The organism is Microbacterium hydrocarbonoxydans (genome assembly GCF_011752045.1).
Taxonomy (GTDB): domain Bacteria; phylum Actinomycetota; class Actinomycetes; order Actinomycetales; family Microbacteriaceae; genus Microbacterium.
On sequence record NZ_JAAKXW010000005.1, the window covers coordinates 473,141 to 499,096 of the forward strand.

General features: G+C 69.6%; 22 protein-coding genes. 18 read left to right on the top strand and 4 right to left on the bottom strand.

Features of this window, described 5'->3' with window-relative positions; translation table 11 throughout:
• Nucleotides 1-33 precede the first annotated feature (33 nt).
• The 3 genes from G6G98_RS16150 to G6G98_RS16160 are packed head-to-tail and all read left to right on the top strand — an operon-like array spanning nucleotide 34 to nucleotide 4,076.
• Nucleotides 34-1,566: a molybdopterin-dependent oxidoreductase gene (locus G6G98_RS16150; protein WP_164234493.1), complete on the top strand. Its 1,533-nt coding sequence runs from the start codon at nucleotides 34-36 to the stop codon at nucleotides 1,564-1,566.
• Nucleotides 1,567-1,617: 51 nt separating this feature from the next.
• A complete protein-coding gene (gene metG / locus G6G98_RS16155; RefSeq protein WP_067358110.1) occupies nucleotides 1,618-3,195 on the top strand; it encodes a methionine--tRNA ligase in 1,578 nt (525 codons plus the stop codon).
• A gap of 2 nt (nucleotides 3,196-3,197) precedes the next feature.
• Nucleotides 3,198-4,076, top strand: coding sequence for a TatD family hydrolase (locus tag G6G98_RS16160; protein WP_164234494.1), 879 nt, complete (start codon nucleotides 3,198-3,200; stop codon nucleotides 4,074-4,076).
• On the opposite strand, the gene G6G98_RS16165 is transcribed toward G6G98_RS16160, so the two are convergent.
• The gene (locus G6G98_RS16165) at nucleotides 4,055-5,320 is read right to left on the bottom strand and encodes an MFS transporter (protein WP_164234495.1); all 1,266 of its coding nucleotides are present in this window, start codon (nucleotides 5,318-5,320) and stop codon (nucleotides 4,055-4,057) included. The two genes, G6G98_RS16160 and G6G98_RS16165, sit on opposite strands and share 22 nt — an antisense overlap.
• Before the next feature lie 36 nt (nucleotides 5,321-5,356).
• Between G6G98_RS16165 and rsmA the strand changes: the two genes are divergently transcribed.
• The 8 genes from rsmA (at nucleotide 5,357) to G6G98_RS16205 (ending at nucleotide 14,553) form a co-directional block, all read left to right on the top strand.
• Complete coding sequence (gene rsmA / locus G6G98_RS16170; RefSeq protein ID WP_067358118.1) at nucleotides 5,357-6,229, top strand: 16S rRNA (adenine(1518)-N(6)/adenine(1519)-N(6))-dimethyltransferase RsmA; 873 nt, start codon at nucleotides 5,357-5,359, stop codon at nucleotides 6,227-6,229.
• A gap of 9 nt (nucleotides 6,230-6,238) precedes the next feature.
• The gene (mgrA, locus tag G6G98_RS16175) at nucleotides 6,239-7,306 is read left to right on the top strand and encodes an L-glyceraldehyde 3-phosphate reductase (RefSeq protein ID WP_067358121.1); all 1,068 of its coding nucleotides are present in this window, start codon (nucleotides 6,239-6,241) and stop codon (nucleotides 7,304-7,306) included.
• Between the two features lie 13 nt (nucleotides 7,307-7,319).
• Nucleotides 7,320-8,246 carry a 4-(cytidine 5'-diphospho)-2-C-methyl-D-erythritol kinase gene (locus tag G6G98_RS16180; RefSeq protein ID WP_164234496.1) on the top strand — a complete coding sequence of 309 codons (927 nt, stop codon included), beginning with the start codon at nucleotides 7,320-7,322 and terminating at the stop codon, nucleotides 8,244-8,246.
• 79 nt (nucleotides 8,247-8,325) lie between these two features.
• Entirely contained in the window at nucleotides 8,326-9,339 is a 1,014-nt protein-coding gene (locus tag G6G98_RS16185; protein ID WP_164234497.1) for a LacI family DNA-binding transcriptional regulator, read from the top strand.
• Nucleotides 9,340-9,492: 153 nt separating this feature from the next.
• Nucleotides 9,493-11,013 carry a multiple monosaccharide ABC transporter ATP-binding protein gene (mmsA, locus tag G6G98_RS16190; RefSeq protein ID WP_279587596.1) on the top strand — a complete coding sequence of 507 codons (1,521 nt, stop codon included), beginning with the start codon at nucleotides 9,493-9,495 and terminating at the stop codon, nucleotides 11,011-11,013.
• Complete coding sequence (gene mmsB, locus G6G98_RS16195) at nucleotides 11,010-12,338, top strand: multiple monosaccharide ABC transporter permease (RefSeq protein ID WP_067358135.1); 1,329 nt, start codon at nucleotides 11,010-11,012, stop codon at nucleotides 12,336-12,338. Before mmsA ends, mmsB begins: the two co-directional genes overlap by 4 nt.
• Before the next feature lie 27 nt (nucleotides 12,339-12,365).
• Nucleotides 12,366-13,481, top strand: coding sequence for a substrate-binding domain-containing protein (locus G6G98_RS16200; protein ID WP_067358138.1), 1,116 nt, complete (start codon nucleotides 12,366-12,368; stop codon nucleotides 13,479-13,481).
• Between the two features lie 82 nt (nucleotides 13,482-13,563).
• On the top strand, nucleotides 13,564-14,553 hold the full coding sequence (locus G6G98_RS16205) for a sucrase ferredoxin (protein ID WP_164234498.1): 990 nt from the start codon (nucleotides 13,564-13,566) through the stop codon (nucleotides 14,551-14,553).
• On the opposite strand, the gene G6G98_RS16210 is transcribed toward G6G98_RS16205, so the two are convergent.
• The 3 genes from G6G98_RS16210 to G6G98_RS16220 all read right to left on the bottom strand — a co-directional run bounded on the left by G6G98_RS16210 (nucleotide 14,514) and on the right by G6G98_RS16220 (nucleotide 17,388).
• Nucleotides 14,514-15,065: a hypothetical protein gene (locus G6G98_RS16210; protein ID WP_164234499.1), complete on the bottom strand. Its 552-nt coding sequence runs from the start codon at nucleotides 15,063-15,065 to the stop codon at nucleotides 14,514-14,516. The genes G6G98_RS16205 and G6G98_RS16210 overlap by 40 nt on opposite strands.
• Before the next feature lie 197 nt (nucleotides 15,066-15,262).
• Complete coding sequence (locus tag G6G98_RS16215) at nucleotides 15,263-15,811, bottom strand: hypothetical protein (protein WP_164234310.1); 549 nt, start codon at nucleotides 15,809-15,811, stop codon at nucleotides 15,263-15,265.
• 68 nt (nucleotides 15,812-15,879) lie between these two features.
• Nucleotides 15,880-17,388: an HNH endonuclease signature motif containing protein gene (locus tag G6G98_RS16220; protein WP_243842154.1), complete on the bottom strand. Its 1,509-nt coding sequence runs from the start codon at nucleotides 17,386-17,388 to the stop codon at nucleotides 15,880-15,882.
• 20 nt (nucleotides 17,389-17,408) lie between these two features.
• Here G6G98_RS16220 and G6G98_RS16225 point away from each other — a divergent pair, with 20 nt between their 5' ends.
• From G6G98_RS16225 to G6G98_RS16255, 7 genes are all read left to right on the top strand, one after another.
• Entirely contained in the window at nucleotides 17,409-18,179 is a 771-nt protein-coding gene (locus tag G6G98_RS16225) for an alpha/beta fold hydrolase (protein WP_164234501.1), read from the top strand.
• Nucleotides 18,180-18,214: 35 nt separating this feature from the next.
• Nucleotides 18,215-20,020 carry an ABC-F family ATP-binding cassette domain-containing protein gene (locus G6G98_RS16230; protein ID WP_067358155.1) on the top strand — a complete coding sequence of 602 codons (1,806 nt, stop codon included), beginning with the start codon at nucleotides 18,215-18,217 and terminating at the stop codon, nucleotides 20,018-20,020.
• An 83-nt stretch (nucleotides 20,021-20,103) separates the two neighbouring features.
• Complete coding sequence (locus G6G98_RS16235; protein WP_067358158.1) at nucleotides 20,104-21,294, top strand: allantoate amidohydrolase; 1,191 nt, start codon at nucleotides 20,104-20,106, stop codon at nucleotides 21,292-21,294.
• A complete protein-coding gene (locus G6G98_RS16240; RefSeq protein ID WP_067358160.1) occupies nucleotides 21,291-22,589 on the top strand; it encodes a formimidoylglutamate deiminase in 1,299 nt (432 codons plus the stop codon). Before G6G98_RS16235 ends, G6G98_RS16240 begins: the two co-directional genes overlap by 4 nt.
• Nucleotides 22,586-23,140, top strand: coding sequence for a HutD/Ves family protein (locus tag G6G98_RS16245; RefSeq protein ID WP_067358163.1), 555 nt, complete (start codon nucleotides 22,586-22,588; stop codon nucleotides 23,138-23,140). Before G6G98_RS16240 ends, G6G98_RS16245 begins: the two co-directional genes overlap by 4 nt.
• A 42-nt stretch (nucleotides 23,141-23,182) precedes the next feature.
• Nucleotides 23,183-24,877, top strand: coding sequence for a Na+/H+ antiporter (locus G6G98_RS16250; protein ID WP_164234502.1), 1,695 nt, complete (start codon nucleotides 23,183-23,185; stop codon nucleotides 24,875-24,877).
• A 115-nt stretch (nucleotides 24,878-24,992) separates the two neighbouring features.
• Nucleotides 24,993-25,892: a MetQ/NlpA family ABC transporter substrate-binding protein gene (locus G6G98_RS16255; RefSeq protein ID WP_164234503.1), complete on the top strand. Its 900-nt coding sequence runs from the start codon at nucleotides 24,993-24,995 to the stop codon at nucleotides 25,890-25,892.
• Nucleotides 25,893-25,956: the final 64 nt, after the last annotated feature.

Here is a 25,956-nt window from a genome sequence, read left to right on the forward strand (position 1 = left end):
CGTTCGGCGACCCGCACGCGTACGCTCGTCCTCATGGACAGCGTCACCCGGGTCACGCCGCAGGACCGGCTGCTCGCCGGTGCCGCAGGAGTCGCCGCCGTCGCCCTCGGTGCGGGGCTGGGGGAGCTGGCCGCCGCCCTCTTCGTTCCGGCCGCCAGCCCGTTCGCCGCGATCGGCGGCGCGCTGATCGACCTGGCGCCGAGCTGGGCCAAGGATCTCGCGATCGGATTGTTCGGGACGCGCGACAAGGATGCTCTGCTCACGGGCATCGCGCTCGTGCTCGCCGCCGTGGCGTTCGGCGCCGGTCTGCTGGAGCGCCGCCGCCCCTACGCCGGAGCCGTGGCGTTCGGCATCCTCGGCGTCGTGGGCGCCGCCGTCGCCATGGGGCGCAGCGGGATCGGCCCGCTCGCCTGGGTGCCGTCGATCGTCGCCGGCGGGGTCGCCCTCCTCGTCCTCCGGGCGCTGATCGCCCGGCTGGGAGCCGCAGATCCGGAGGCCGGCGCCGACCGGCGCCGCTTCCTCATCTGGACCGGCTCCGCCGCAGCCCTCGGAGTGATCGCGCTCGCCGCGGGCGCCGTCGCCCGCGCCGGCGCGCAGTCGCTCGAGGCGGTGCGGACGGCCTTCCGGCTCCCGGCGCCGGCTGTGCCCGCGGCACCCGTCCCGGCATCCGCTGAGCTCGGCATCGAGGGCCTGGCGCCCGTGATCACGCCGAACGACAGCTTCTACCGCATCGACACCGCCCTCGTCGTGCCGCGGCTCGACCCGGCCGACTGGAGCCTGCGCGTGCACGGCATGGTCGAGCGCGAGGTCGTGCTCACCTGGGACGAGCTGCTCGCGGCGCCTCTACAGGAGGCGCACGTCACCCTCGCCTGCGTCTCCAACCCCGTCGGCGGCGACCTCATCGGCAACGCCCTTTGGCTCGGCCTCCCCGTGCGGGAGGTGCTCGCCCGTGCCGGGGTGCAGGCGGATGCCGACATGGTGCTGTCGCGTTCGGTCGACGGGTTCACGGCGTCCACGCCGCTCGAGGTGCTCACCGACGACCGCGACGCGCTGCTCGCCGTGGGCATGAACGGCGAGCCGCTGCCGCTCGAGCACGGCTTCCCGGTGCGGCTGGTCGTGCCGGGACTGTACGGCTACGTGTCCGCGACGAAGTGGGTGACCGAGCTCGAGGTGACCAGGTTCGACCGCGCCACCGCGTACTGGACCACCCGCGGCTGGTCTGAGCGCGGGCCGATCAAGCTGCAGTCGCGCATCGACGTGCCCCGCGGCGACCGCGCGGACGCCGGAGACACCGTGATCGCGGGAGTCGCGTGGCAGCAGCACGTCGGAGTGAAGGGCGTGGAGGTCCGCATCGACGACGGCCCGTGGCAGACCGCGGAACTCGCGACGGCGATCTCCGACGACACGTGGGTGCAGTGGAGCATCCCGTGGACGGCGGAGCCGGGAGAGCACGACATCGAGTGCCGCGCGATCGGCGCCGACGGCGAGACGCAGACGGAGGACGTGCGTCCGCCCGCTCCCGACGGCGCGCAGGGGCGGCACCGGATCCGCGTCACCGTCGGCTGAGCGCCCGGTCGGGCGGCGTAACGCCCTCGGCGGTCCACCTAGAATCGACCTATGCCCGCTGGCGAATCGTTCTACATCACCACGCCCATCTACTACCCCTCCGACGTGCCCCACATCGGTCACGGCTACACGTCGGTGGCGGTCGACGCGCTCGCGCGCTGGCACCGTCAGGGCGGGGACGACACGTGGATGCTCACGGGCACCGACGAGCACGGCCAGAAGATGCTGCGCGCCGCCGCGGCGAACAACGTCACCCCGCAGGAGTGGGTGGACAAGCTCGTCACCGAGGCGTGGTTCCCGCTGCTGAAGACCCTCGACGTCGCGAACGACGACTTCATCCGCACCACGCAGGAGCGGCACGAGGAGCGCGTCAAGAAGTTCGTGCAGGCCATCTACGACCGCGGCTACATCTACGCGGGCGAGTACGAGGCGCTGTACTGCGTCGGCTGCGAGGAGTTCAAGCCGGAGTCCGAGATCCTCGACGGCACCGGTCCCTTCGAGGGCCTGAAGGTCTGCGCGATCCACTCCAAGCCGCTCGAGCTGCTCCAGGAGAAGAACTACTTCTTCAAGCTCAGCGAGTTCCAGGACCGCCTGCTCGAGCTGTACAAGGACCAGCCGGACTTCATCCGCCCGGAGTCCGCGCGCAACGAGGTCGTCTCCTTCGTCCGCCAGGGCCTCAAGGACCTCTCCATCTCGCGCTCCGCGTTCGACTGGGGCATCCCGCTGCCGTGGGACGAGTCGCACGTCATCTACGTGTGGGTCGACGCTCTGCTCAACTACGCCACAGCCGTCGGCTACGGCGACGACGACGCGACCTTCGACCGCCGCTGGCCCGCGTACCACGTGGTCGGCAAGGACATCCTGCGCTTCCACGCCGTCATCTGGCCGGCGATGCTGATGGCCGCGGGCCTGGAGGTGCCCAAGGGCGTCTTCGCGCACGGCTGGCTGCTGGTCGGCGGCGAGAAGATGTCGAAGTCGAAGCTCACCGGCATCGCGCCGACCGAGATCACCGACGTCTTCGGCTCCGACGCGTACCGGTTCTACTTCCTGTCGGCGATCGCCTTCGGCCAGGACGGCTCGTTCTCCTGGGAGGACCTGGCCGCCCGCTACCAGGCCGAGCTCGCCAACGGCTTCGGCAACCTCGCCTCGCGCACGACGGCGATGATCGAGAAGTACTTCGAGGGCATCGTCCCGCCGCCGGCGGAGTACACCGAGAAGGATCTCGAGATCCAGCGGATCGTGGCGGATGCCGCCGCGAATGCGGATGCCGCCATCGACCAGTTCCGCATCGACGAGGCGATCTCGTCGATCTGGACCATCGTCGACGCGCTGAACGGGTACATCACCGAGAACGAGCCGTGGGCGCTGGCTCGCGACGAGGAGCAGCGCGGGCGCCTCGGCACCGTCCTCTACACGTGCGCCGAGGGCCTGCGCGCGCTCGCCGTGCTGCTCTCGCCCGTGATGCCGCAGTCGACCGAGAAGCTCTGGATCGCGCTCGGCGCCGCCGAGGCGATCGGCCGCCTGCAGGACCAGCCGATCCGCGAGGCGGGCGCCTGGGGCGTGCTGCGTCCCGGCACCAGCGTGAACGGACTCGCCCCGCTGTTCCCGCGGGTGGAGTCCGCCGCCTGAGCATGACGAGCACCTATGTGAAGGCGCGGGACGGCGAGGGGCGCAAGGATCTGCGGTACCCCGCCGCTCCCGAGCCTCTGGCCGTGCCGGTCTACGACAACCACGCGCACCTCGAGATCGTGGACGGCGAGGAGCCGCTGTCGCTCACGGAGCAGCTCGACCGCGCGGAAGCCGTCGGCATCGCGGGTGTGATCCAGGCCTCCGGCGACATCGAGTCGTCGCGCTGGGCGGTCGAGGCGGCGGCATCCGATCCCCGGGTCCTGGCCGCGGTCGCGATCCATCCCAACGACGCGCCGACCTATGCCGAGCAGGGGCGGCTCGACGAGGCCATCGCCGTCATCGACGAGCTGGCCGCGCACCCGCGCACCCGCGCGATCGGCGAGACCGGCCTCGACTTCTTCCGCACCGAGCCCGAGCGCCGCGCCCCGCAGTTCGAGTCCTTCGAGGCGCACATCGCGCTCGCGAAGAAGCACGGCATCGCGATGCAGATCCACGACCGTGACGCGCACGACGCCGTGCTCGAGACGCTGTCGCGGGTCGGCGCCCCCGAGCGCACGGTGTTCCACTGCTTCTCCGGAGACGACGCGATGGCCAGGATCTGCGCGGATGCCGGCTACCACCTGTCGTTCGCCGGCAACGTCACCTTCAAGAACGCGCAGAACCTGCGCGACGCCCTCGCCGTCACCCCGCTGGATCGCATCCTCGTCGAGACCGATGCGCCCTTCCTCACGCCGGTACCGCTGCGCGGGCGGCCGAACGCGCCGTATCTCGTGCCGATCACCGTGCGCTTCATGGCCGCCGAGCTCGGCATCGAGGTGGACGAGCTGAGCGCCCAGCTGGCCGCGAACACGCTGCGGGTCTACGGCTCCTTCGAGGACTGAACCTCCTCGGCCGCATCGTCCACCGGCTTCGCCGAGACGATGTGCGAGATCGGCTTCCAGACCAGCAGAAGCGTCAGCGCCGCCCCCGCGAAGGCGAACCACCAGGGCGCGGTGAGTCCCCAGAACTGGGCGATGACGCCGCCCAGCGCCTGACCGATCACCATGCCGCCGAACACGCCGACGGCGTTCACCGACGACACCCGTCCCTGCAGCTCCTGGGGGACCAGCCGCTGGCGCACGGTCGTCGAGATCGTGCCCCAGATGAACGCGTAGGCGCCGAACACGAACATGATCACCAGCGCCACCCACCCGGTCGTGGTGAGCGCGAACGAGAGGTGCATGAGCACCTCCATCGACAGCACGACCCGCATCAGCGTCGCGAACGACACGTGCCGCTCCAGCCAGCCGAAACTCATGGTCGCGAGCAGGCCGCCGGCGGCGGACGCCGTGGTGAGCGCGCCGTAGCCGACCGCCCCCATGTGCAGGTGCTCGGTCGCGTACAGCACGAGGACGCCCCACGGGGCCGCCCAGGTGATGTTGAACACGAGGATGATCAGCACGAGCATCCGCACCGGCGGGTTCTGCCACAGCCAGTGCAGGCCCTCGGCGATGTCGGTGTGCACCGGCGCGTGCTCCTCCCGGGGTGGGATCGGCGTGCGCGCCATGCGCGAGATCAGGACGACCGCGAGGGCCAGGCACACGACCTCGAGCAGGAAGGGCAGCGCGGTGCCGGCGGCGAAGAGGAACGCTCCGAGCGGCGGACCGGCGAACTGGTTCGCCACCAGGTATCCCGCCTGCAGCCGGGCGTTGCCGATGCCGAGATCGGCCGGCTTCACGATCATCGGCAGCAGCGTGCTGCCGGCGGTGTCGACGAACACCTCGGCGGTGCCGTAGAGGAACGCCGCGGCGAGGACGATCCAGATGTTCGCCGCCCCGGTGAGGAGGAAGACGCACAGGCCGGCGATCACGAGGCCGCGCGCCGTGTTCGCGAAGATCACCAGCCGGCGGCGGTTGAACCGGTCGGCGATCGCGCCGGCGTGCAGGCCGAAGATCAGCCAGGGCAGGAACTGCAGCATGGCGCCGGCGGCCACGAGGACGGGCGAGGACGTCATCGACGCGATGAGCAGGGGAGCCGCGGCCAGGGCGACGCCGTCGCCGACGTTGCTCGTCCACGAGGAGGCGAGCAGCCAGCGGAAGTCCCTGCCCATCCGCCGCGGCGCGATCAGTTCACCGAGGGAGGGCATCCGAGAAGACTACCGACCGTAGGGGACAATGGGGGGATGACCGTCTCCCTGCTCGGCGCCACCGAGATCCGCCGCCTCGCCGCAGAACTCGATGTGACCCCGACCAAGAAGCTCGGCCAGAACTTCGTCGTCGACGCGAACACCGTGCGCAAGATCGTGCACGCCGCGCGCGTGCAGCCGGGCGAGCGGGTCGTCGAGGTCGGGCCGGGGCTCGGCTCGCTCACCCTCGCGATCCTCGAGGCCGGAGCATCCGTCACGGCCGTCGAGATCGATCACCGGCTCGCCGCGCGTCTGCCGCAGACCGTCGCCGAGCACGGCGTCCCGCCGGAGATGCTGACGGTGGTGGACGCCGACGCACTCCGCGTCACCGAGCTGCCCGGCGACCCGACGGTGCTGGTCGCGAATCTGCCCTACAACGTGTCCGTGCCGGTGCTGCTGCACTTCCTGGAGAGCTTCGACCACCTGCAGCGCGGCGTGGTGATGGTGCAGGCCGAGGTCGCCGAGCGGCTCGCAGCCAAGCCCGGATCGAAGATCTACGGCTCGCCCAGCGTGAAGGCCGCCTGGTACGGGGAGTGGAAGCTCGCCGGCACCGTGTCGCGCCAGGTGTTCTGGCCGGTGCCCAACGTCGACAGCCTGCTCGTCGGCTTCGACCGCCTGACCGGCGAGCGCGGATCGACCTCGGAGCGCACCCGCACGTTCACGATCGTGGACGCCGCCTTCAACCAGCGCCGCAAGATGCTCCGGCAGGCGCTGTCGGGCATCTTCGGAGGCTCGGCGGCGGCATCCGCCGTGCTGGAGGCCGCCGGCGTCGCGCCGACCGCTCGCGGGGAGGATCTGACGGTCGACGACTATCAGCGCATCGCCCAGCACGCGGTCGCCATCGACGACGTGGTGGCCGTGGAGGACTAACCTGGCACGGTGACCGACTCTCCGCGCTTCCGACCAGACGTCCCCGAGATCCACCGCCCCTACGCGGCGGAGGAGAGCCGCTACCGGCAGTTCGCCTACCGTCAGGTGGGCACGTCGGGTCTGTACCTGCCGCCGATCTCGCTGGGACTGTGGTGGAACTTCGGCGACAACATCCCGCTCGACAACCAGCGCGCGCTGCTGCGCCACGCGTTCGACCGGGGAATCACGCACTTCGACCTGGCGAACAACTACGGCCCGCCTTACGGCTCGGCGGAGAAGAACTTCGGACGCATCTACGCGGAGGACCTGCGGCCGTACCGCGACGAGCTCATCATCTCCTCGAAGGCCGGCTGGGACATGTGGCCCGGCCCGTACGGCGACTTCGCCAGCCGGAAATACATCCTCGCCAGTGCCGAGCAGTCGCTGACCCGGATGGGCCTCGAGTACGTCGACATCTTCTACTCACACCGGGTCGACCCGGTGACCCCGATCGCGGAGACGGTCGGCGCCCTCGACACGCTCGTGCGGCAGGGCAAGGCGCTCTACGTCGGCATCTCCTCGTACAGCGCGGAGCGCACCGCCGAGGCCGTCGCGGTCGCGAAGGAGCTCGGGACGCCGCTGGTCATCCACCAGCCCGCGTACTCGATCCTCAACCGCTGGGTCGAGGACGGCCTCACCGAGACCCTCGAGCAGTCCGGTCTCGGCGCGATCGCGTTCACGCCGCTGGCGCAGGGCCTGCTCACCGACAAGTACCTCGGCGACGGCACAGCGGAGCGCGCGCAGAAGCGCGGCTCGCTGCCCGACGCCCCCCTCACGGAGGATGCCGTCGCCACGCTCCGCGCCCTGAACGACGTCGCCCGTGAGCGGGGGCAGTCGCTTGCGCAGCTGGCGCTGCAGTGGACGCTGCGCAACCCCGTGGTGGCCTCCGCGCTGATCGGCGCCTCGCGACCCGAGCAGCTCGACGAGAACATCGCGGCCGTGAACGGGCCCGCACTGACCTCCGAGGAGCTCGCTCGCATCGACGAGCTGTCCGGAGCGATCGACGTCAACCTGTGGGCGAAGTCCTCGGAGCTGTGACGGAGGCCCCGCGATGAGCTTCGCCGCGAACGAGTCCGTGCACGTGCGGGCGCCGGGCAAGATCAACGTCTACCTCGGCGTCGGCGGCCGTCACGACGACGGCTACCACGCCCTCGCGACGGTCTTCCAGGCGGTCTCGCTGTACGAGGACGTCATCGCCCGGCACGCCGACGGCTTCTCGCTCACCGTGTCGGGCGTCGAGGATCCGGATGCCGTGCCGCTGGACGACCGGAACCTCGCGATGCGCGCGGCCAAGCTGCTGGCCGCCGCGGCGGAGTATCCCGGCGGGGTCGCGCTGGAGATCCGCAAGAGCGTGCCGGTGGCCGGTGGCATGGGCGGAGGGTCGGCGGATGCCGCGGCGGCACTCGTGGCCTGCGATGCGCTCTGGGGCACCGGCTTCCCTCAGGCGCGACTGCACGACCTGGCCTCCCGGCTCGGCGCCGACGTGCCGTTCGCCCTGCACGGCGGAACGGCGGTCGGCACCGGCCGGGGCGACCAGCTGAACCCCGCGCTCGCCCGCGGCCGCTTCGACTGGGTGCTGGTCATGAGCGAACAGGGGCTGTCGACTCCCGTCGTGTACGGACGGCTGGACGCCCTGCGCGACGAGGAGGGGGCCCTCGCCGACGATCCGCCCCTGTCACTCGACGTGCCCATCCCTGTGCTGCAGGCGCTCCGCTCCGGCGATCCGGAGCTGCTCGCGGAGAGCCTGCACAACGACCTGCAGGCGGCGGCCGTGTTCGAGCGGCCCGACCTCGCCGAGACGCTGCGGCTCGGCATCCGCGCCGGTGCGCTGCACGGCATCGTCTCGGGCTCGGGGCCCACCGTGGCGCTGCTGTGCTCCGGGCCGGAGAGCGCCCAGGAGGTGCAGTCGGTGCTGCGCGAATCCGGCCTCGACCCCCTGCACGTCCACGGCCCTGTTCCGGGCGCCCGCATCATCTGACCCGCCCGGGATGCGCCCGGCGGTCCCCGGGGACATAATGGGGTGACCGATGTGACCGTGCACATGCGAGGAGGCTGTGATGTCCACCGCCCCCGAGCGTGCCCGGCTGCCCAGCATCCGCGACGTCGCCCGTCTCGCCGGCGTCTCGCACCAGACGGTCTCCCGGGTGCTCAACGACCATCCCAGCATCCGGCCGGAGACCAAGGCGAAGGTCCTCGACGCGATCGCCGTGCTCGACTACCGGCCCAACCTCGCCGCCCGGGCGCTCGTCACGAGCAGGTCGAACATGCTCGGCATCCTCTCCGCGACGGTGGGGGAGTTCGGGCCCACGTCGTCGATCGTCGGCATCGAGGATGCCGCGCGCGAGGAGGGATACTCGGTCTCGACGCTGAATCTGCCGGCCACCACGCCGGAGGCGATCGGCGCCGCCGTACGGCAGCTGGCACGTGAGCAGGTGGACGGCATCGTCGTGCTCGCGCCGCAGGTGAGGGTCTTCCACGTGCTGGGCGGGATGGCGCTGGACCTGCCGGTCGTCACGCTGCAGACCGCATCGGGCTCCGACGGCATCAGCCACTCCGCCGATCAGGTGGCCGGTGCGAGAGCCGCCACCGAGCACCTGATCGCGCTCGGGCACACGGACATCCTGCACCTCGCCGGCCCGCAGGACTGGATCGAGGCAGAGTCGCGGATGCGCGGTTATCTCGACGCGCTGCGCGACGCCGACCTGCCGACCTTCCCGCCGATCCGCGGCGACTGGACGGCAGACTTCGGCTACTTCGCAGGCCAGGAGCTGTCGCGACGCCGCGACTTCAGCGCGATCTTCGTCGCGAACGACCAGATGGCCATCGGGCTCATGCACGGGTTCCGCGACGCGCGCGTGCGCGTGCCGGAGGACGTGAGCGTCGTCGGCTTCGACGACATCCCCGTCGCGGCGCACGTCGCTCCCACGCTCTCGACCGTGCATCAGGACTTCCCGGAGCTCGGCCGCAGGGCCGTCCGCATCCTGCTGGCGCAGATCAGGGGAGAGCGCTTGCCGGAGTTCGGCCCGCTGCAGACGACCCTGCGGGTCCGGGAATCCACCGCGCCGGCATAGGCGCGATTTTCGCTCGCGGGCTTGACACCTGCCCGTCGAGCGAGGACCATGTAATCCAATGTGAACGGTCACATCGAAGGTGACCGCCCGTCGCGAGGAAGATCCGTGAGCACAACAGCAACGTTGCCGGTCGTGTCAGGCCCCATCCTGGAGATGCGTGGCATCACCAAGGAGTTCCCGGGCGTCAAAGCACTCTCAGACGTCTCGATCACCGTCCGCTCCGGCGAGATCCACGCGATCTGCGGGGAGAACGGCGCCGGGAAGTCGACGCTGATGAAGGTCCTGTCCGGCGTGTACCCGTACGGTACCTACGACGGTGAGATCCTCCTCTACGGCGAGGAGCAGCGGTTCAAGGACATCGCGGCCAGCGAGCACGCCGGCATCGTGATCATCCATCAGGAGCTCGCGCTCATCCCCGAGCTCTCGGTCACCGAGAACATCTTCCTCGGCAACGAGATCCGCCGGTTCGGCCGCATCGACTGGCAGGCGCAGAAGCAGCGCACGCTCGAGCTGCTCGCCCGGGTCGGCCTCGACGAGGACCCGGACGTCGCCATCAAGCACCTCGGCGTCGGCAAGCAGCAGCTCATCGAGATCGCGAAGGCCCTGAACAAGGACGTCAAGCTGCTCATCCTCGACGAGCCGACGGCAGCCCTCAACGAGAACGACTCGCAGCACCTTCTCGACCTGATCCTGGGGCTCAAGGCCAAGGGGATCGCGTCGATCATCATCAGCCACAAGCTCAACGAGATCGAGCAGATCGCCGACGAGATCACGATCATCCGCGACGGCCGGACCGTCGAGACCCTCGACATCTCGCGCGGCGAGATCAACGAGGACCGCATCATCCGAGGCATGGTCGGCCGTTCGCTGGAAAGCCGCTACCCCGACCGGACGCCGCAGATCGGCGAGGTGTTCTTCGAGGTCAGGGACTGGTGGGTGCAGCATCCGAACGTCTCCGAGCGGATGGTCGTGAAGGGCTCGAGCATCAACGTCCGCCGCGGCGAGGTGGTCGGCATCGCAGGCCTGATGGGCGCGGGGCGCACCGAGTTCGCGATGAGCATCTTCGGGCGCTCCTACGGCAACTTCCTCTCCGGCACGCTGGTCAAGGACGGTCAGGAGATCGCCCTCCCCGACGTGGCGACGGCCATCAAGCACGGCCTCGCCTACGTGAGCGAGGACCGCAAGGTGCTGGGGCTGAACCTCCTCGACACGATCAAGCGGTCGACGGTCGCCGCGAAGCTCTCGAAGATCGCCAAGCGCGGGGTCGTCGACTCCCGTGAGGAGTATGCGGTCGCCGAGCGGTACCGCAAGGCGCTGCGCATCAAGACGCCGTCGGTGGAGGAGGGCGTCGGCAAGCTCTCCGGAGGCAACCAGCAGAAGGTCGTTCTGGCGAAGTGGATGTTCACCGACCCGGATCTGCTGATCCTCGACGAGCCCACCCGAGGCATCGACGTCGGCGCGAAGTACGAGATCTACGCGATCATCAACGAGCTCGCGGCTCAGGGCAAGGGCGTCATCGTCATCTCCAGCGAGCTCCCCGAGCTGCTGGGCATCTCCGACCGCATCTACACCGTGTTCGAAGGTCGGGTCACCGACTGCATCCCGTCCGATCAGGCAACCCCGGAGGCACTCATGCGCAGCATGACCTCCGCTACCCAGAAAGCATCCGCATGAGCACTGATCTCTCCTCTGAGAAGCGCGGCTTCCACTTCGGCGACATCAAGAAGATGTTCGGCGGCGGCCAGTCGACGCTCCGGCAGTTCGGCATCCTCGGAAGCCTCATCGTCATCCTGCTGGTCTTCCAGATCCTGACGTTCGTGATCAAGGGACAGGGCCTCACGCTGTCGTCGGGCAACCTGATCAACGTCGTCAACCAGTACTCGTACATCCTGATCCTCGCGATCGGCATGGTGATGGTGATCATCATGGGCCACATCGACCTCTCGGTCGGGTCCGTCGCCGCCTTCACCGGGATCATCGTGGCGAAGGCGATGTCGGAGGGGAATCTGCCCTGGCCACTGGCGCTGCTGCTCGGTCTCGGCGTGGGCGTGCTGGTCGGCGCCTGGCAGGGATTCTGGGTCGCCTACGTCGGGGTTCCGGCGTTCATCGTGACGCTGGCGGGCATGCTCTTCTTCCGCGGCGCCAACCAGTTCATCGGGCAGTCCACGACCGTTCCGGTCGACCCCGGCTTCAAGGTCATCGGCGCGGGATACCTGCCCGAGATCGCGCTGCCGCTGCCATTCAACATCCCGACGATGATCCTCGCGCTGCTCGGCGTCGCGTGGATCGTGTTCTGGGAGATCCGCACCCGCCGGGTGCAGAGGAAGATGGGCTCCGACAGCGCACCGGTGTGGGTGAGCGCGGTCAAGGTCGTCGTCCTGTCGGCCGTGATCCTCATCGCCGGCTGGCTGTTCGCTACCGGCCGCCCCGGAACGAGCTTCCCGATCTCCGGCGTCATCCTGCTCGTGCTCGTCATCCTCTACTCGTTCGTCACGAACAACACGGTCTTCGGACGTCACATCTACGCTGTCGGCGGCAACCGGCAGGCGGCTCGCCTGTCGGGCGTGAAGGACCGCTGGGTCGACTTCTTCGTGATGATGAACATGTCCGTGCTCGCGTCGCTCGCCGGCATGATCTATGTCGCCCGTGCCACGGCATCCGGTCCGCAGGACGGCAACGGCTGGGAGCTCGACGCGATCGCCTCGGTGTTCATCGGCGGCGCGGCCGTCTCCGGCGGCATCGGAACGGTGATCGGCTCGATCATCGGCGGTCTCGTGATGGCGTTCCTCAACAACGGCCTCGCGCTCCTCGGCGCCGGCGCCGACGTGGTGTCGATGATCAAGGGCCTCGTGCTGCTGTTCGCCGTCGCCGTCGACGTCTGGAACAAGCAGCAGGGCCGCCCGTCGATCACCGGCTTCATCCTGCGCAGGTTCATCCGCAAGGAGCAGCCGGCGTCCGACACCTTCGACGCCACCAAGACCTACGCGAACACCAAGTAGTCCCTACCCATCAGAAAGAGAGATCACATGAAGAAAGTCATCGTCACCGCGACAGCGCTCGTCGCAGCGGCAGCCTTCGCCCTCACCGGATGCTCGTCGGAGCGGGGCGGCACGCCCGCCGGCGGCTCGGGGGAGGAGACCACCGGGTTCGAGGAGGGCGCCTCGATCGGCGTCGCGCTCCCGGACAAGACCAGCGAGAACTGGGTCCTCGCCGGAAAGCTCTTCACCGACGGCCTGACCGAGGCGGGCTTCAAGCCCGACGTGCAGTACGCACCGGCCAGCAACACGGTCGCCGAGCAGCAGAACCAGATCCAGGCGATGGTCACGGGTGGTGCGAAGGTCATCATCATCGGCGCGAAGGACGGCAAGCAGCTCTCGACCCAGGTCGAGGCGGCGCGAGACGCCGGTGCGACCGTCATCGCGTACGACCGCCTGATCGAGAACACGGATGCCGTCGACTACTACGTCGCCTTCGACAACTTCCGGGTCGGCGAGCTCCAGGGGCAGGCCCTGCTCGACGGTCTCGCCGAGCGTGCCGGGCACGAGGCGCCGTACAACATCGAGCTGTTCTCCGGTTCGCCGGATGACGCGAACTCGAAGGTCTTCTTCGACGGCGCGATGAGCGTGCTGCAGCCGAAGATCGACGACGGCACGCTGAAGGTCGTGTCCGGCCAGACCGAGATCGCCCAGACGGCGACCGAGGGCTGGAAGGCCGAGAACGCTCAGCGCCGCATGGACTCGCTGCTGACCGCGAGCTACAGCTCCGAGACGCTGGACGGAGTGCTCTCGCCGAACGACACGCTCGCGCGCGCGATCATCACCTCCGTTCAGGGTGCGGGCAAGCCGGTCCCTGTCGTCACCGGTCAGGACTCCGAGGTCGAGTCGGTGAAGTCGATCATGGAGGGCATCCAGTACTCCACGATCAACAAGGACACGACGCTGCTCGTCGAGCAGTCGATCAAGATGGTCGGCCAGCTGCAGAAGGGCGAAGAGGTCGACGTGAACGACACCGAGTCCTACGACAACGGTGTGAAGGTCGTCGACGCGTACCTGCTCGACCCGGTCATCGTCACCAAGGAGAACGCGGAGGAGGCGTACGCCAACGTCCCGAGCCTCCTGGAGATCGTGAAGTCCTACCAGTAGGCGCACACGCCTCGGCGGGCCGCTCCGGATCATCCGGGGCGGCCCGTCGTCGTGTATTCCGGTGCGGGCATAGGCTGATTCCATGGGCAGTCAGGTCGCCGGTCGCGCGGAGTGGTGCGCGGCGATCCGGGTCGCGCGGGGTGAGGACATCTGGGCCTCCGCCCCGGTCACGATCTCGACATGGCTGCTGCTCGAGCATCCGGGGCCCTGGCCTTCCCACGGCCTGCCGGACGACCTCGACGACGCCACGGTGCTGGTGCTGAAGGCGGCCGAGGAGCGTGGCGTGCGCGTGCAGCTCATCCGCAGAGTGCGCGACCGGCGGCGTCCGGTGCGGGAGGTGATCCTCGCCGGTCGCGGCGGAGAACGCGGGTGGGCGGAGCGCCGCGAGATCGCCTCCCTGGCGGAGCTCTCGACGCTCGACCTCGACGCACTCGGCGCGGGGACCGCTCCCGGTTTCGGCGACGGGGTGGATCCTGGAACGCCGGTCGTGCTGGTGTGCACGCACGGTCGTCGCGACGTGTGCTGTGCGCGTCTCGGCCGGCCGGTCGCGGTCGAGCTGGATGCCGCGCTGCCGGGGCAGGTGTGGGAGACCACGCACATCGGCGGGGACCGGTTCGCGGCGAACGTCGTGACCCTCCCCGGCGGGCAGTATCACGGCGGTCTCACGGTCGAGGACGCCCGACGGATGGCGGACGCGATCCGCGACGGCGAGGTCGTGCTCGACCGCTGGCGGGGCGAGTGCGGCGTGCCCTCCGCGGAGCAGGCGGCGGTGTATTTCGTGCAGCGTCACCTCGGCGATCCGCGCCTGGGCGCGGCACGGGCTCTGCCCGTCGCCGCGGCGGTCGCCTCCGACGAACCGGTGATGTGGCTGGAGGTCGCAGTCACGGCGGGGTCGGCGGGCGACTTCAGAGTGAGCCTGCGGCCGATCGTCCTGGGCGAGCGGAAGACCTCCTGTGCAGACGGAGGGGCGATCGGCACCCCGGCAGGCTTCGAGCTGGTGTCGCTCGTGAAAGGGCCCGACGGTCCCGATGCTCAGCAGCCGGGCGCGGTGGGCTTCTCGGCGCAGGTGTAGGCCACGAGGGCTGTGTGGGCCTCGAAGATGCGGATCTGCTGCACCGGTCCGTCGGTGGTGAGCTCGCCGTCGACTGGGTACCACCCGGTGCCGAAGTCGATCTCGGCGGTGTAGCGGACGTCGACGTCGGCGGCATAGGTGCCGCGGTCGGCGTAGACGTGGCTGGTCGGCGTCGGGGTGAACTGCGCCTGGCCCAGTTCCTCCCAGGTGCGTCCCGGCGTCGCCAGGGTCGCGGTGGTGCCGTCACCGTAGGTGTAGTCGTAGCCGACCGGCGTGAAGCGCACGCTCAGCGGGTGCCCGAGGAGCGTGCCGGTCTGGGTGTGGACGGATGCTGTCGCCAGGAAGTTCGCCGGCATGTCGGCGATGCCGACGTTGTCCGGCTCAGCGGAGAGCGTGACCGGGGCTGGGGCGAAGGAGGCGAGGTCGGTGAGCGTGACGGTGGGCGTGCCTGGTGTGGCCTCGCCCGGGCGCTGGAACAGATAGTCCACGCAACGGCCGTTGAGGTAGGTCACACACGGAGGGAGCGGAGTGCCAGGGCTGACTTTGTCGGTGCCAGGGGCGTCACTATTCGACATTCCAGGAATCAATTGCGTCGCTTCCGCAGTGACCGTTTTCCCGTCGTTTCCATAAAGGAAGTTAGCGCTCCCCTCGCCACCATTCGCGCCTCCGCTCTCTGCGTTGGCGATCACAGATGCGACAAGGGTTGCGATTACGAAGCCACGCATGCTTGGTCCTCTGTGCGCTCGGCTGAGTCGACTAACAGACGCTCGCCATCATGCTCGAAGCCCACGGTCAGCGCATATATGTCCGGACGATTCGGGTTCACGAGCGAGTTACCTGAGGCATCAGTGACCGTTACGTCGCTGACGTCGAGACAGACAAGCGCTTCAACGTGCGTGAAGGGCGCAGTCGAGGAGGTGCCGGTGAATGAGAGTACCGTCGCGTCACCAGAGATCTTGTGTCCTTCGGCGTGCATTGTCGAGTAGTTTTCGCGATCCGCCTCCTCGAAAGTGCCGCTTGAGAGCTCGTAAACGGCCTCGAAAGTTTCAGTTTTAGATGGGTCAACGTCGTTCACGGCGGCGGTGAGCGCCCGGTACACCTCTTCCGCCGCAGCGAACGCCTCCTCCTCCGAGGCGAACGCCGCGGTCGGAGTCGGGGTCGGCTCGGCCTCCGGGGTGCATCCCACGAGCGCTGCGCCGGAGAGCGCGAGCGCGCCGAGCATCGCCAGCGGAAGTGTGCGTCGTCGTCGGAGAGTCACCAGCACACGGTAACCCGAACCTGCGCCTGTCGCGCGAGTTATCCACAGCTTCTGCGTCGCAGGAGTCGTCAGAACGGTGGCGGAACCCTTGGGACCAGGTCGGCATCCGATCTGCCCATGTGGGATTCGCTGAACACGACGGTATGCGGCGGAGGTGGCCGGTCGACGTAGGTGCGACCGGTGGGACTGGTCCACTCGAGCACGCCGCCGGGTCTCGGCGTGACCTGCCAGGGGGAGGAGTGCTTGAGCATGTGATGGCGGCGGCAGAAGGCCGCGAGATTCTCGTCGCACGTGGCACCGCCTGTGGAGGCGGAGTGATTGTGGTCGAGGTCGCACTTGCGGGCGGCGATTCGGCAGCCGGGGAATCTGCAGCGCTGGTCTCGGGCCTTGAGGAGCCGGCGCAGGTCTTTGTTGGGGCGATATCGGTCGACCGCGAGGACGGCGCCGGTGATCGGATGTGTCAGGACGCGGTTCCACCCGACCGCGTTCCCCGCGAGTGCGCGCGCGGTGGCAGCGTCGATGGGGACGATGCCGTCGAGTTCGGCAGGAATTCGGGACGCGGCGCGGAATCGGGCGGCCAGTTCGTCGGCGACCCCGGTCGCATGATCACCGCTCCCGTCTCCAGCGCCTGCGATGTCGTCGTCAAGATGGTCATCGGCTGCATCATCCCGAATGAGGCTGGTGACCGGAACAGTGACCTCGACTTCGGCGCGGATCTCGCCGAGGAGACCATCGGTGGTGTCGTGGCCCGTCGGTGCTCCGGTGAGCACGAGGTCGACGAGCAGATCCGCGCGGATCTCGTCGACCGTCCGCTCGTCGGGCTCGAAGGTCACATCGCCTGCGACCTTCGCGTCCCTGGCAGCACGGCGGTTCTCTTCGCGAATGGCGTGAGCCATCTTCGACAGCCGGTCCATCATCCCGTGGGCCAGGGTCGCAGACGTGTGGATGTGCAGATCGCCCATCCCGTCTTCGGCGTCAACGCTCCACACTCGTCGCCTGTCGCGCGCCGCCCGGTGTCTCTCGTCGATGCTGCGCGGCTGGAAGCGCTCCGCGATCCGCCGCGCCAGCGGCCGCAGCCGGTTCGGGGATTCTGCTTCGGCGATCGGCAGCACTGCTGCCGCGAAGGCGGCCCGATCACCGGCATCCGTCAGGTGACCGCCGGCCTCGACGATCACCGCCGCGTGGGCTGCACTCACGCGCCCCGCTCCCTGCGCCTGCCAGACGGCAGGGAACCCGTCGACCAGCCAGGAGGCCTGGGAGATCCGCCGCTCCACCGTCCGGTCGCTCACCCGCTGCACGGCACCGATCTCGGCGGCAACGGTCCGGATGGTCATGTCTGCGCCATCGGGATGATCGCCCTGTCGGGCGATGTCGACGGCGAGCCTGCCGGCGAGGGCGAGCAGCCCATCGCGGGCGGCGTGCATCGACGCCAGGGTCGCCTCCGCGGCCTCCAGCGACTCCACCAGATCGGCGAGCATCGCCATCTGGGAGTCCGTCGCATCAAGCAGAACCGCCATGCCTGCAGTACACCAGGAACCACCGACATTCGAACAAAGATACGAGGTATGCAAGATCACGAAACGATAACGAGTCGTGGTTGACTGACCGGATGCTCCTCAACGCGATCGACACCGGCCCGCCGATCGACACCGGTGCGCCAATCAACACGGCCACCCCGAACAGGACCGCCCTCCTCCTGCACGGTCTCATGGGCTCCGCCGAGAGCTGGTGGCGCGTCATCCCGCTCCTCGAGCGCCGCGGCTACCGGGTGATCGCGCTCGACCTCCCCGGCCACGGTCTGTCTCCCCGTGATCCCGACCTCACGATCGAGAGGGCGGCGGCATCCGTCGTCGAGACCGTCCGTCACCGCGTCGCCGGCCACGCGGAGATCCACGCCATCGGCCACTCCTACGGCGCCACGGTGCTCGCCGCGGCATCCGGCCGCCTGCGCCCCGCGACCGCCGTCCATGTCGACGCCATCCCGCGCATCACGGGTGGTCAGGACCGACGGGCGCTCACAGAGCGCTACGAGCAGGACCGGCGAAACCGCACCGACCCGGACTGGCTGCGCGCCACCCGCCCGTACTACTCCGCGACGGATGCCGCGGTCGAGGCCCGCGCCGCCGAGAGGTTCGATCCGGCGACGTCGGCATCCCTCTCCGCCGGAGCCGGCGGCGAATGGCCGATGCGCCCCGGCTCCATCCTGATCCTGCCCGACCCGAGCGGCCGGGTCGCAGACGCCGACGCCCGGAATGCGGCCCGTGGCGGCGTCGACGTCCGCACCGTCCCCGGTGCCGCGCACACCGTCTGGTACAGCCACTTCGAGGAGTTCACGGCATCCGTCCCGGAGATGTTCGGAACACGGTGAGCGCGCCCAGGCGGCGCGACTACCCTTGAGGGGACATGGCACATCTCCTCGGGGCAGAAGCCCTCCACCTCGAATACCCGACCCGAGTCGTCTTCGACTCCGTGACCCTCGGCATCGAGGAGGGCGACCGCATCGGCATCGTCGGCCGCAACGGCGACGGCAAGTCCAGCCTGCTCGGCATGCTGGCAGGCATCAAGGAGCCGAACTCCGGTCGCGTGACCGTCCGCGGCGGCATCCGGATCGGCGTGCTCGACCAGGCCGACACTCTCCCCGACGACCTGACGATCGCGCAGGCGGTGGTCGGCGACACCCCCAAGCACGAGTGGGCCGGCGACGCTCGCGTCCGCGACGTCATCGAGGGCCTCCTCGGCGGTCTGCCCTGGGAAGCCGAGATCGGCACGCTCTCGGGCGGCCAGCGGCGCCGGGTCTCGCTGGCGAAGCTGCTCGCCGGCGACTGGGATGTCATCGCTCTCGACGAGCCGACCAACCACCTCGACGTCGAGGCCATCACGTGGCTCGCCGGTCACCTCAAGAAGCGCTGGGCGGCGAACGCCGGCGCGCTGATGGTGGTCACGCATGATCGGTGGTTCCTCGACGAGGTGTGCACGGAGACCTGGGAGGTGCACGATCGCATCGTCGAGCCCTTCGAGGGCGGCTATGCGGCGTACATCCTGCAGCGCGTGGAGCGCGACCGGATGGCGGCGGCGACCGAGGCGAAGCGCCAGAACCTCGCCCGCAAGGAGCTCGCCTGGCTGCGCCGCGGAGCCCCCGCTCGCACCAGCAAGCCGAAGTTCCGCATCGACGCGGCCAACGAGCTGATCGCCGACGTCCCCGAGATCCGCGACAAGGTCTCGCTGCAGTCGCTCGCCGCCTCCCGCCTCGGCAAGGACGTCGTCGACCTCCTCGACGTCGGCGTCGCCTGGGACGGCCGCGACTTCCTCCGCGACATCGAATGGCGCATCGCGCCGGGGGAGCGCACCGGCATCCTCGGCGTCAACGGCGCGGGCAAGTCGACTCTGCTCGGGCTCATCTCCGGCACCGTCGAGCCCACCAGCGGCCGGATCAAGCGTGGCACGACGGTGCGGGTCAAGACCCTCACCCAGCGCCTGGAGGAACTCGAGGAGGTCTGGGACGAGCCGGTGCGCGTCGTCATCTCCCGGCTGCGCACCTCGTACACGCTCGGCGCCGGATCCAAGGCGCAGGACCTCACCCCCGGCCAGCTCCTGGAGCGGCTCGGGTTCTCCTCTGCCCAGCTGTCCACCCCGGTCAAGGACCTCTCCGGAGGTCAGCAGCGCCGCCTGCAGCTGCTCCTCGTGCTCCTCGACCAGCCGAACGTGCTGATCCTCGACGAGCCGACGAACGACATGGACACCGACATGCTCGCGGCCATCGAGGACCTCCTCGACTCCTGGTCGGGCACGCTCCTCGTGGTCAGCCACGATCGGTACTTCCTCGAGCGCGTCACCGACCAGCAGTACGCGATCCTGCCGGGGCCCGACGGCGCCGGCCGGCTGCGCCATCTCCCCGGCGGCGTCGACGAGTACCTGCGGCTCCGGCAGCTGCAGGATGCCGCTCCGGCGAAGCCCGCCGCGCAGGCCGAGGCCGCGCCGAAGGGCCTCGAGGGCGCCGCCCTGCGCGCCGCGCAGAAGGAGGTCTCCGCCCTCGAGCGTCGCATCCAGAAGCTCACGGAGCAGGTGGACGCCGCCAAGCACGCCCTCGCCGATCATGACCAGTCCGACTATGCGGGGCTCGGGGAGAAGATGAAGGCGATCGGCGAGCAGGAGGCGGAGATCGAGGAGCTGGAGCTGCGCTGGTTCGAACTCACCGAGGAGATCGGCTGACCGGTCCGTCGTTGTCTGGGATCACAGACATAGTCTGATGCAGATGCCTGTCGACGCCGCGGCGACTGTGCTGTGATCGGAGCATGACAGAAGCGGTTGCACACGGCCGGCTCGCCGGACTCGATCAGATCGACGGCGTCGGTCGCGACAGCGCTCGCGGCGGCTACTCCCGTCACCTCTGGAACGACGCCGACATGCAGCTGCGCAGCTGGTTCGTCGCCCGCGCGGAGCAGCTCGGGCTCTCGGTCGAGCACGACCGCAACGCGAACATCTGGGCGTGGTGGGGCGCGCCTGGGGATGACGCGATCGTCACCGGGAGCCACCTGGACAGCGTTCCCGGAGGCGGCGCCTTCGACGGACCGCTGGGCGTGGTCAGCGCGCTGGAGGCCGTGGCCGCGCTGAAGCGGGAGGGCTTCATCCCCTCGCGCCCCTTCGCGATCCTCGTCTTCGCCGAGGAGGAGGGCTCGCGCTTCGGCGTCGCCTGCCTCGGCTCGGCGCTCATGGCCGGTGCGATCTCGCCGGCTCGCGTGCGATCCCTGACGGATGCCGCGGGGCAGAGCTACGCCGATGTCGCGAAGCACGTGGGCTTCGACGCTTCCCACATCGGTCGCGATGAGGAGTCGCTGCGCAGGATCGGCCTCTTTCTCGAGCTTCATGTCGAGCAGGGCCGGGGCCTGATCGAGCTGGGCTCCGCGACGGCGATCGCCAGCAGCATCCTCGCCCACGGCCGGTGGACGCTGACCTTCCGCGGGCAGGGGAACCACGCCGGGGCGACGCTGATGACCGACCGCGACGATCCCATGGTGAGCGCGGCGCGTGCCGTGCTCGAGATCCAGCAGGCGGCCCTCGCGATGCCGGGCGCGCGGGCGACCGTGGGGCGCATCTCCGCCGTGCCCGGTGGATCGAACGTCATCGCCTCGACTGTCACCATGACGCTGGATGCCAGGGCCGCCAGCGACGAGGAGACGCGCGAGCTGGTCGCCGACATCGCCCGGCGGACGGGGGCATCCGAGTTCGTGGAGAACTCGTGGTCGCCGGAGGTCGCCTTCGACGCCGACCTCTCGGCGAAGCTCCAGGCCGCTCTCGGCGGGGTGCCTGCGCTTCCCTCCGGGGCCGGGCACGACGCGGGCGTCCTCGCGGCGTCCGTCCCGACCGGGATGATCTTCGTGCGCAACCCCACCGGTGTGTCGCACGCTCCTCAGGAGTTCGCCGAGGTCGATGACTGCCTCGAGGGGATCGAGGCTCTCGTCACCGTTCTGAAGGGCCTGCTGTGAGTCTGTGGTGCGAGCGACTGGTCACCGCGTCCGGCACGCGCGAGCGTGTGCGGATCGAGGTGGATGCCGACGGGATGGTGTCGTCGATCACGGCCGGCACCGACGCCCGCGCAGGTGACCTCCGTCTGGGCGCCGTGATGCCCGGGGTGGGGAACGCCCATTCCCACGCCTTCCATCGGGTGCTGCGCGGACGCACGCACGCCGACGGGGGAGACTTCTGGGTCTGGCGGCGGCAGATGTACGAGGCGGCCGGCCGCCTCGACCCCGAGAACTACCGGGAGCTGGCCAGGGCGGTCTTCGCGGAGATGCTCGCCGCGGGCTACACGGCGGTGGGGGAGTTCCACTACGCGCACCATCGGCCCGACGGGTCCCGCTACGCGGCGCACGACATGGAGGAGGCGCTCTCCGCTGCGGCGGAGGACGTCGGCATCCGGCTCACCCTTCTCGATACCGCCTATCTGCAGGGCGGGATCGGGCAGCCGCTGAGTCCCGAGCAGACGAGGTTCGGAGACGGCACCGCCGAACGATACCTCGAGCGCTGGTTCGAGCTGCGTCGCCGGATCCCGCGACTTGGGGCCGCTCTGCACTCGGTGCGGGCCCTCACCCCGGACGAGATCTCCCAGATCGCCGAGGGTCTCCCCGAAGACGTGCCTCTCCACATCCATCTGTCCGAGCAGCCGGCGGAGAACGAGGCGTGCGTCGCCACCTACGGCGTGACGCCCACGGAGCTTCTCGCCGAGCGAGGGGTGCTGTCCTCACGTCTCAGCGCCGTGCACGCGACGCATCTGACCGATCGTGACATCGAGCTCCTCGGCGGCGCCGGGGTCTCGATCGTGATGTGCCCGACCACCGAGGCCGATCTCGGCGACGGCATCGGCCCGGCGCGAGCCCTGAAGGATGCCGGGGCGACGCTGGCCCTCGGCTCGGATCAGAACGCCGTCGTCGACGCGATCCTGGAGATGCGCTCGCTGGAGATGCAGGACCGGCTCTCCTCAGGTGCGCGGGGGCGGTTCAGCCCGGCCGAGGTGCTCCATGCGGCCGGCGGCGGGGGCTATCGCTCGCTCGGCTGGGCGCAGGGGCCGCTGGAACCGGGAGGGCCCGCCGATCTCATCGAGGTCCGCACGGACTCGATGCGCACGGTCGGCGCGGCCCCCGAGCAGCTGATCTTCGCCGCGACCGCGTCCGATCTGACCCGCGTGGTCGTCGGCGGCCGGGTGGTGTTCGGCGACGGCGTGCTGGCATCGGGAGAAGAGCCCGCGCAGCTTCTCGCCCGCGGTCTGGCGGCGTTCTCGTGAGGCTTCTCGCCCGCTCAGGGCGCTCGGTCGCGCCCTGGCGCAACGGCGGCGGCCAGACCAGCGAGATCGCGGTGGCCCCGGCGGCGTCCGCGAATCGCGAGTTCGACTGGCGACTGAGCATCGCGCGCATCGACCGGGACGGCGACTTCTCGGCATATCCGGGAGTGGACCGGCTGCTGATGCCCCTGAGCGAGGGCGGACTGGAGCTGCTCGTGGACGGCGTGCGGCGGAGCATCCCGCGCTTCGACGTGATCCGGTTCCCCGGAGAGGCAGACGTGAGCGCGGCAGGCGTCACGGCGCCGAGCCTGGATCTCAACGTCATGGTGAACCGCGAGTTCGGAACTGCTTCGCTCGCGTGCCAGGTCGTGGAGCGCGTGCATCTCGTCGGCGGCCGCTCCGGCGAGGTGACCGCGATCATCGCGCTCGACGGAGATCTCCGTGTCAGCGGCGAGCGCCTCGAACGCGAGGACGCCGTGCTGAGCGACGAGGCGGAGACGATCGAGGTCACGGGCGCGGGGCGCATTGCGATCGCCCGGGTGCGTCCCGCCTGACCCGAAGGAATATCCTTCAGTCACCGCTGTTGGGAGGTGGTGATGGAAGGCCTCGAAATCACGGTCCTGCTCGGACTCACGATCCTCGCCGGCGCGCTCCTCGCACCCCGCATCCGGCTCGCCCTGCCGTTGGTGCTCGTGGTGCTCGGGCTGCTGCTCGGCTTCGTCCCCGCGCTCCGGGAGGTGCAGCTTCCGCCGGAGACGGTGCTGCTGCTCTTCCTGCCGGTGATGCTCTTCTGGGAGAGCCTGACCACCTCGCTGCGCTCGATCCGGCGCGACTTCCGCTACATCCTGCCGATGAGCACCCTCCTCGTCGTCGCCTCCGCCTTCGCAGTCGCCGGCGTGGGCGTGCTGTTCGGGATTCCGTGGGAGATCGCCCTCATCCTCGGCGCGGCGGTCGCGCCGCCTGACGCGACCGCCGTCGCGGCTCTCGGGCGCCTGCTGCCGCAGCGCATGTTCATGAAGCTCAAGGCCGAGAGCCTCACCAACGACGGCACAGCCCTGGTGCTGTACGCGATCGCGGTGTCGCTCGCCGTCGGCGAGAACATCACGCCGCTCACGGTCACGATGGCTGTCCTCATCTCCTACGCGGGCGGCGTCGCCGCCGGTGCCGTGATCGCGGCCCTCGCGTACCTCCTGCTCCGGCGCACCGCGCGCACCGCGATCATCAACGTCACCCTGCTGCTGGTGCCGTTCACCGCATTCCTGCTCGCCGAGATCGTGCACGCCTCCGGGGTGCTCGCGGTCGTGGTCGCCGGTCTCGTGATCGCGTACGTCTCGCCGCGCATCACCACGGCCTCCTCCCGCCGCCAGGCGGAGGCCGCCTTCCCGTTCGGCGTCTTCCTGCTCAACGGCGCGCTCTTCGTGCTCATCGGGCTGGAGGTCCAGTTCGTCGTGCACGAGATCTCCGGGGCTGCGATCGGCCGGCTCGTGCTCACCACCGTCGCCGTCTGGGCGGCGCTCCTCGCAGTGCGCTACCTCTTCCAGTGGATGAGCGTCCCGTTCCAGCGGCAGCCGGGACCGCGGCCGCCGCGCGGCCTGCGCTCGAGGGCGCGCGTCGTGTCCACCGTGGCCGGCATGCGCGGCGCCGTGTCGCTGGCGATCGCGCTCTCCGTGCCGGACGGCATCGGGGGAGCGGGCCGCGAAGAGATCGTGTTCGTCACCGCCGGCGTCATCCTGCTGAGCCTGCTCGTGCAGGGTCCGCTGCTGCCCGCCGTGGTGCGCTGGGCCCGGCTCCCCGCTGACACCGCAGCGGTCGAGGAGTACGAGCTCGCCGAACGGACGATCTCCGGTGCGGCGCTCGCGGCGCTCGACGACCTCGCCGCAGAGCACGGCATCGGGCAGGAGGTGCTCGACCGGGTCCGCTCCGAGGGCTACCTCATGCTCGAGTTCGCCAATGCGCGCACCCTGGCCCGTGAGCAGGCGCTCGTGGACGCAGAGGCCAAGGCGCTGGACGCGCTGCTGGACGCTCCCGACCCTTACGAGGAGCAGGGAGCGGATGCCGCGGCCGGCCTGCAGATGATCGCGACCTCCACCGCGGTCGATCTCGCCCAGCGCTCGCCGCTGATCCGCCACGAGGAGCACACGAGGCTCAAGCTCGCGCTGCTGGAGCGCAAGCGCGAGGTGCTGCTCGGACTGCGCCGCTCCGGCGCCGTCGACGACCTCGTCGTGCGTCGCATCTCGGCGCGGCTGGATCTCGAGCAGGTGCGCCTGCAGGGCATCGAGGAGTTCGACTGAGTCCCCAGGCTGGCCATGCAACCAGGCTGTGACGCCGTGTGACACCCGATTCCTCCGGTGCCGTACTGCGTGCCTACCGTTGGAGAGTCCCCCCAGAGAGGAACCCGCACACATCATGTCCCGTCGCACCACTTCCGTCATCGCCGCGCTCGCCGCGGCGCCCCTGTTCATCGCGCTCTCCGGCTGCGCCACGGCGTCCACCGACGGCGGTTCCGGCGGCGGAGACGAGACCGTCAGGATCGGCATCGTCGGCAAGGGCGACCCGCAGTGGGAGCCCTTCGTGGAGGCGGCCGCTGAGGAGGGCATCACGGTCGAGCTGGTCGACTTCGGCTCCTACGAGCAGCCGAACCCGGCGCTCGCCGAGGGGGAGCTCGACCTGAACCAGTTCCAGCACATCGTGTACCTCGCGGACTACAACGTGAACTCGGGTGAGGACCTCGTCCCGATCGGCTCCACGGCGATCTACCCGCTCGGCCTGTACTCGCAGAAGTACGACGACGTGAAGGACATCCCGAAGGGCGAGACCGTCGCCGTGCCCGACGACGCCTCCAACCAGGCGCGCGCCCTGCTGGTCCTGCAGTCCGCGGGCCTCATCGAGCTGAAGAGCGGCGGCACGATCTTCTCCGACCTCGCCGACGTCGACACCGAGAAGTCGAAGGTCAAGGTCACCGCGCTCGAGGCCGCCATCCTCGCGACCTCGCTGCCCGACGTGGCAGCCGCGATCCTCAACAACGACTTCGTCGCCGACGCCGGCCTGACCTTCGACGACGCGATCGCGCAGGACGACCCGTCCGACCCGAACGCACTTCCGTACGTCAACATCTTCGCCGCCCGTTCCGAGGATGCCGACAACGAGACCTACCTGAAGCTCGTCGAGATCTTCCAGACGAACGAGGACGTCCAGGCCGGCTTGCTCGAGTCCTCCGGCGACACCGCCGTGGCGCTGCAGACCCCGGTGAAGGATCTCCTCGCGTCGCTGGAGAAGGTCGAGAAGGACACCGCAGACCAGAAGTGACCTGCGACTGAGAGAATCGGGTGGCGCGTACCGCGCCACCCGATTCTCCGTCACCAGCATCAGA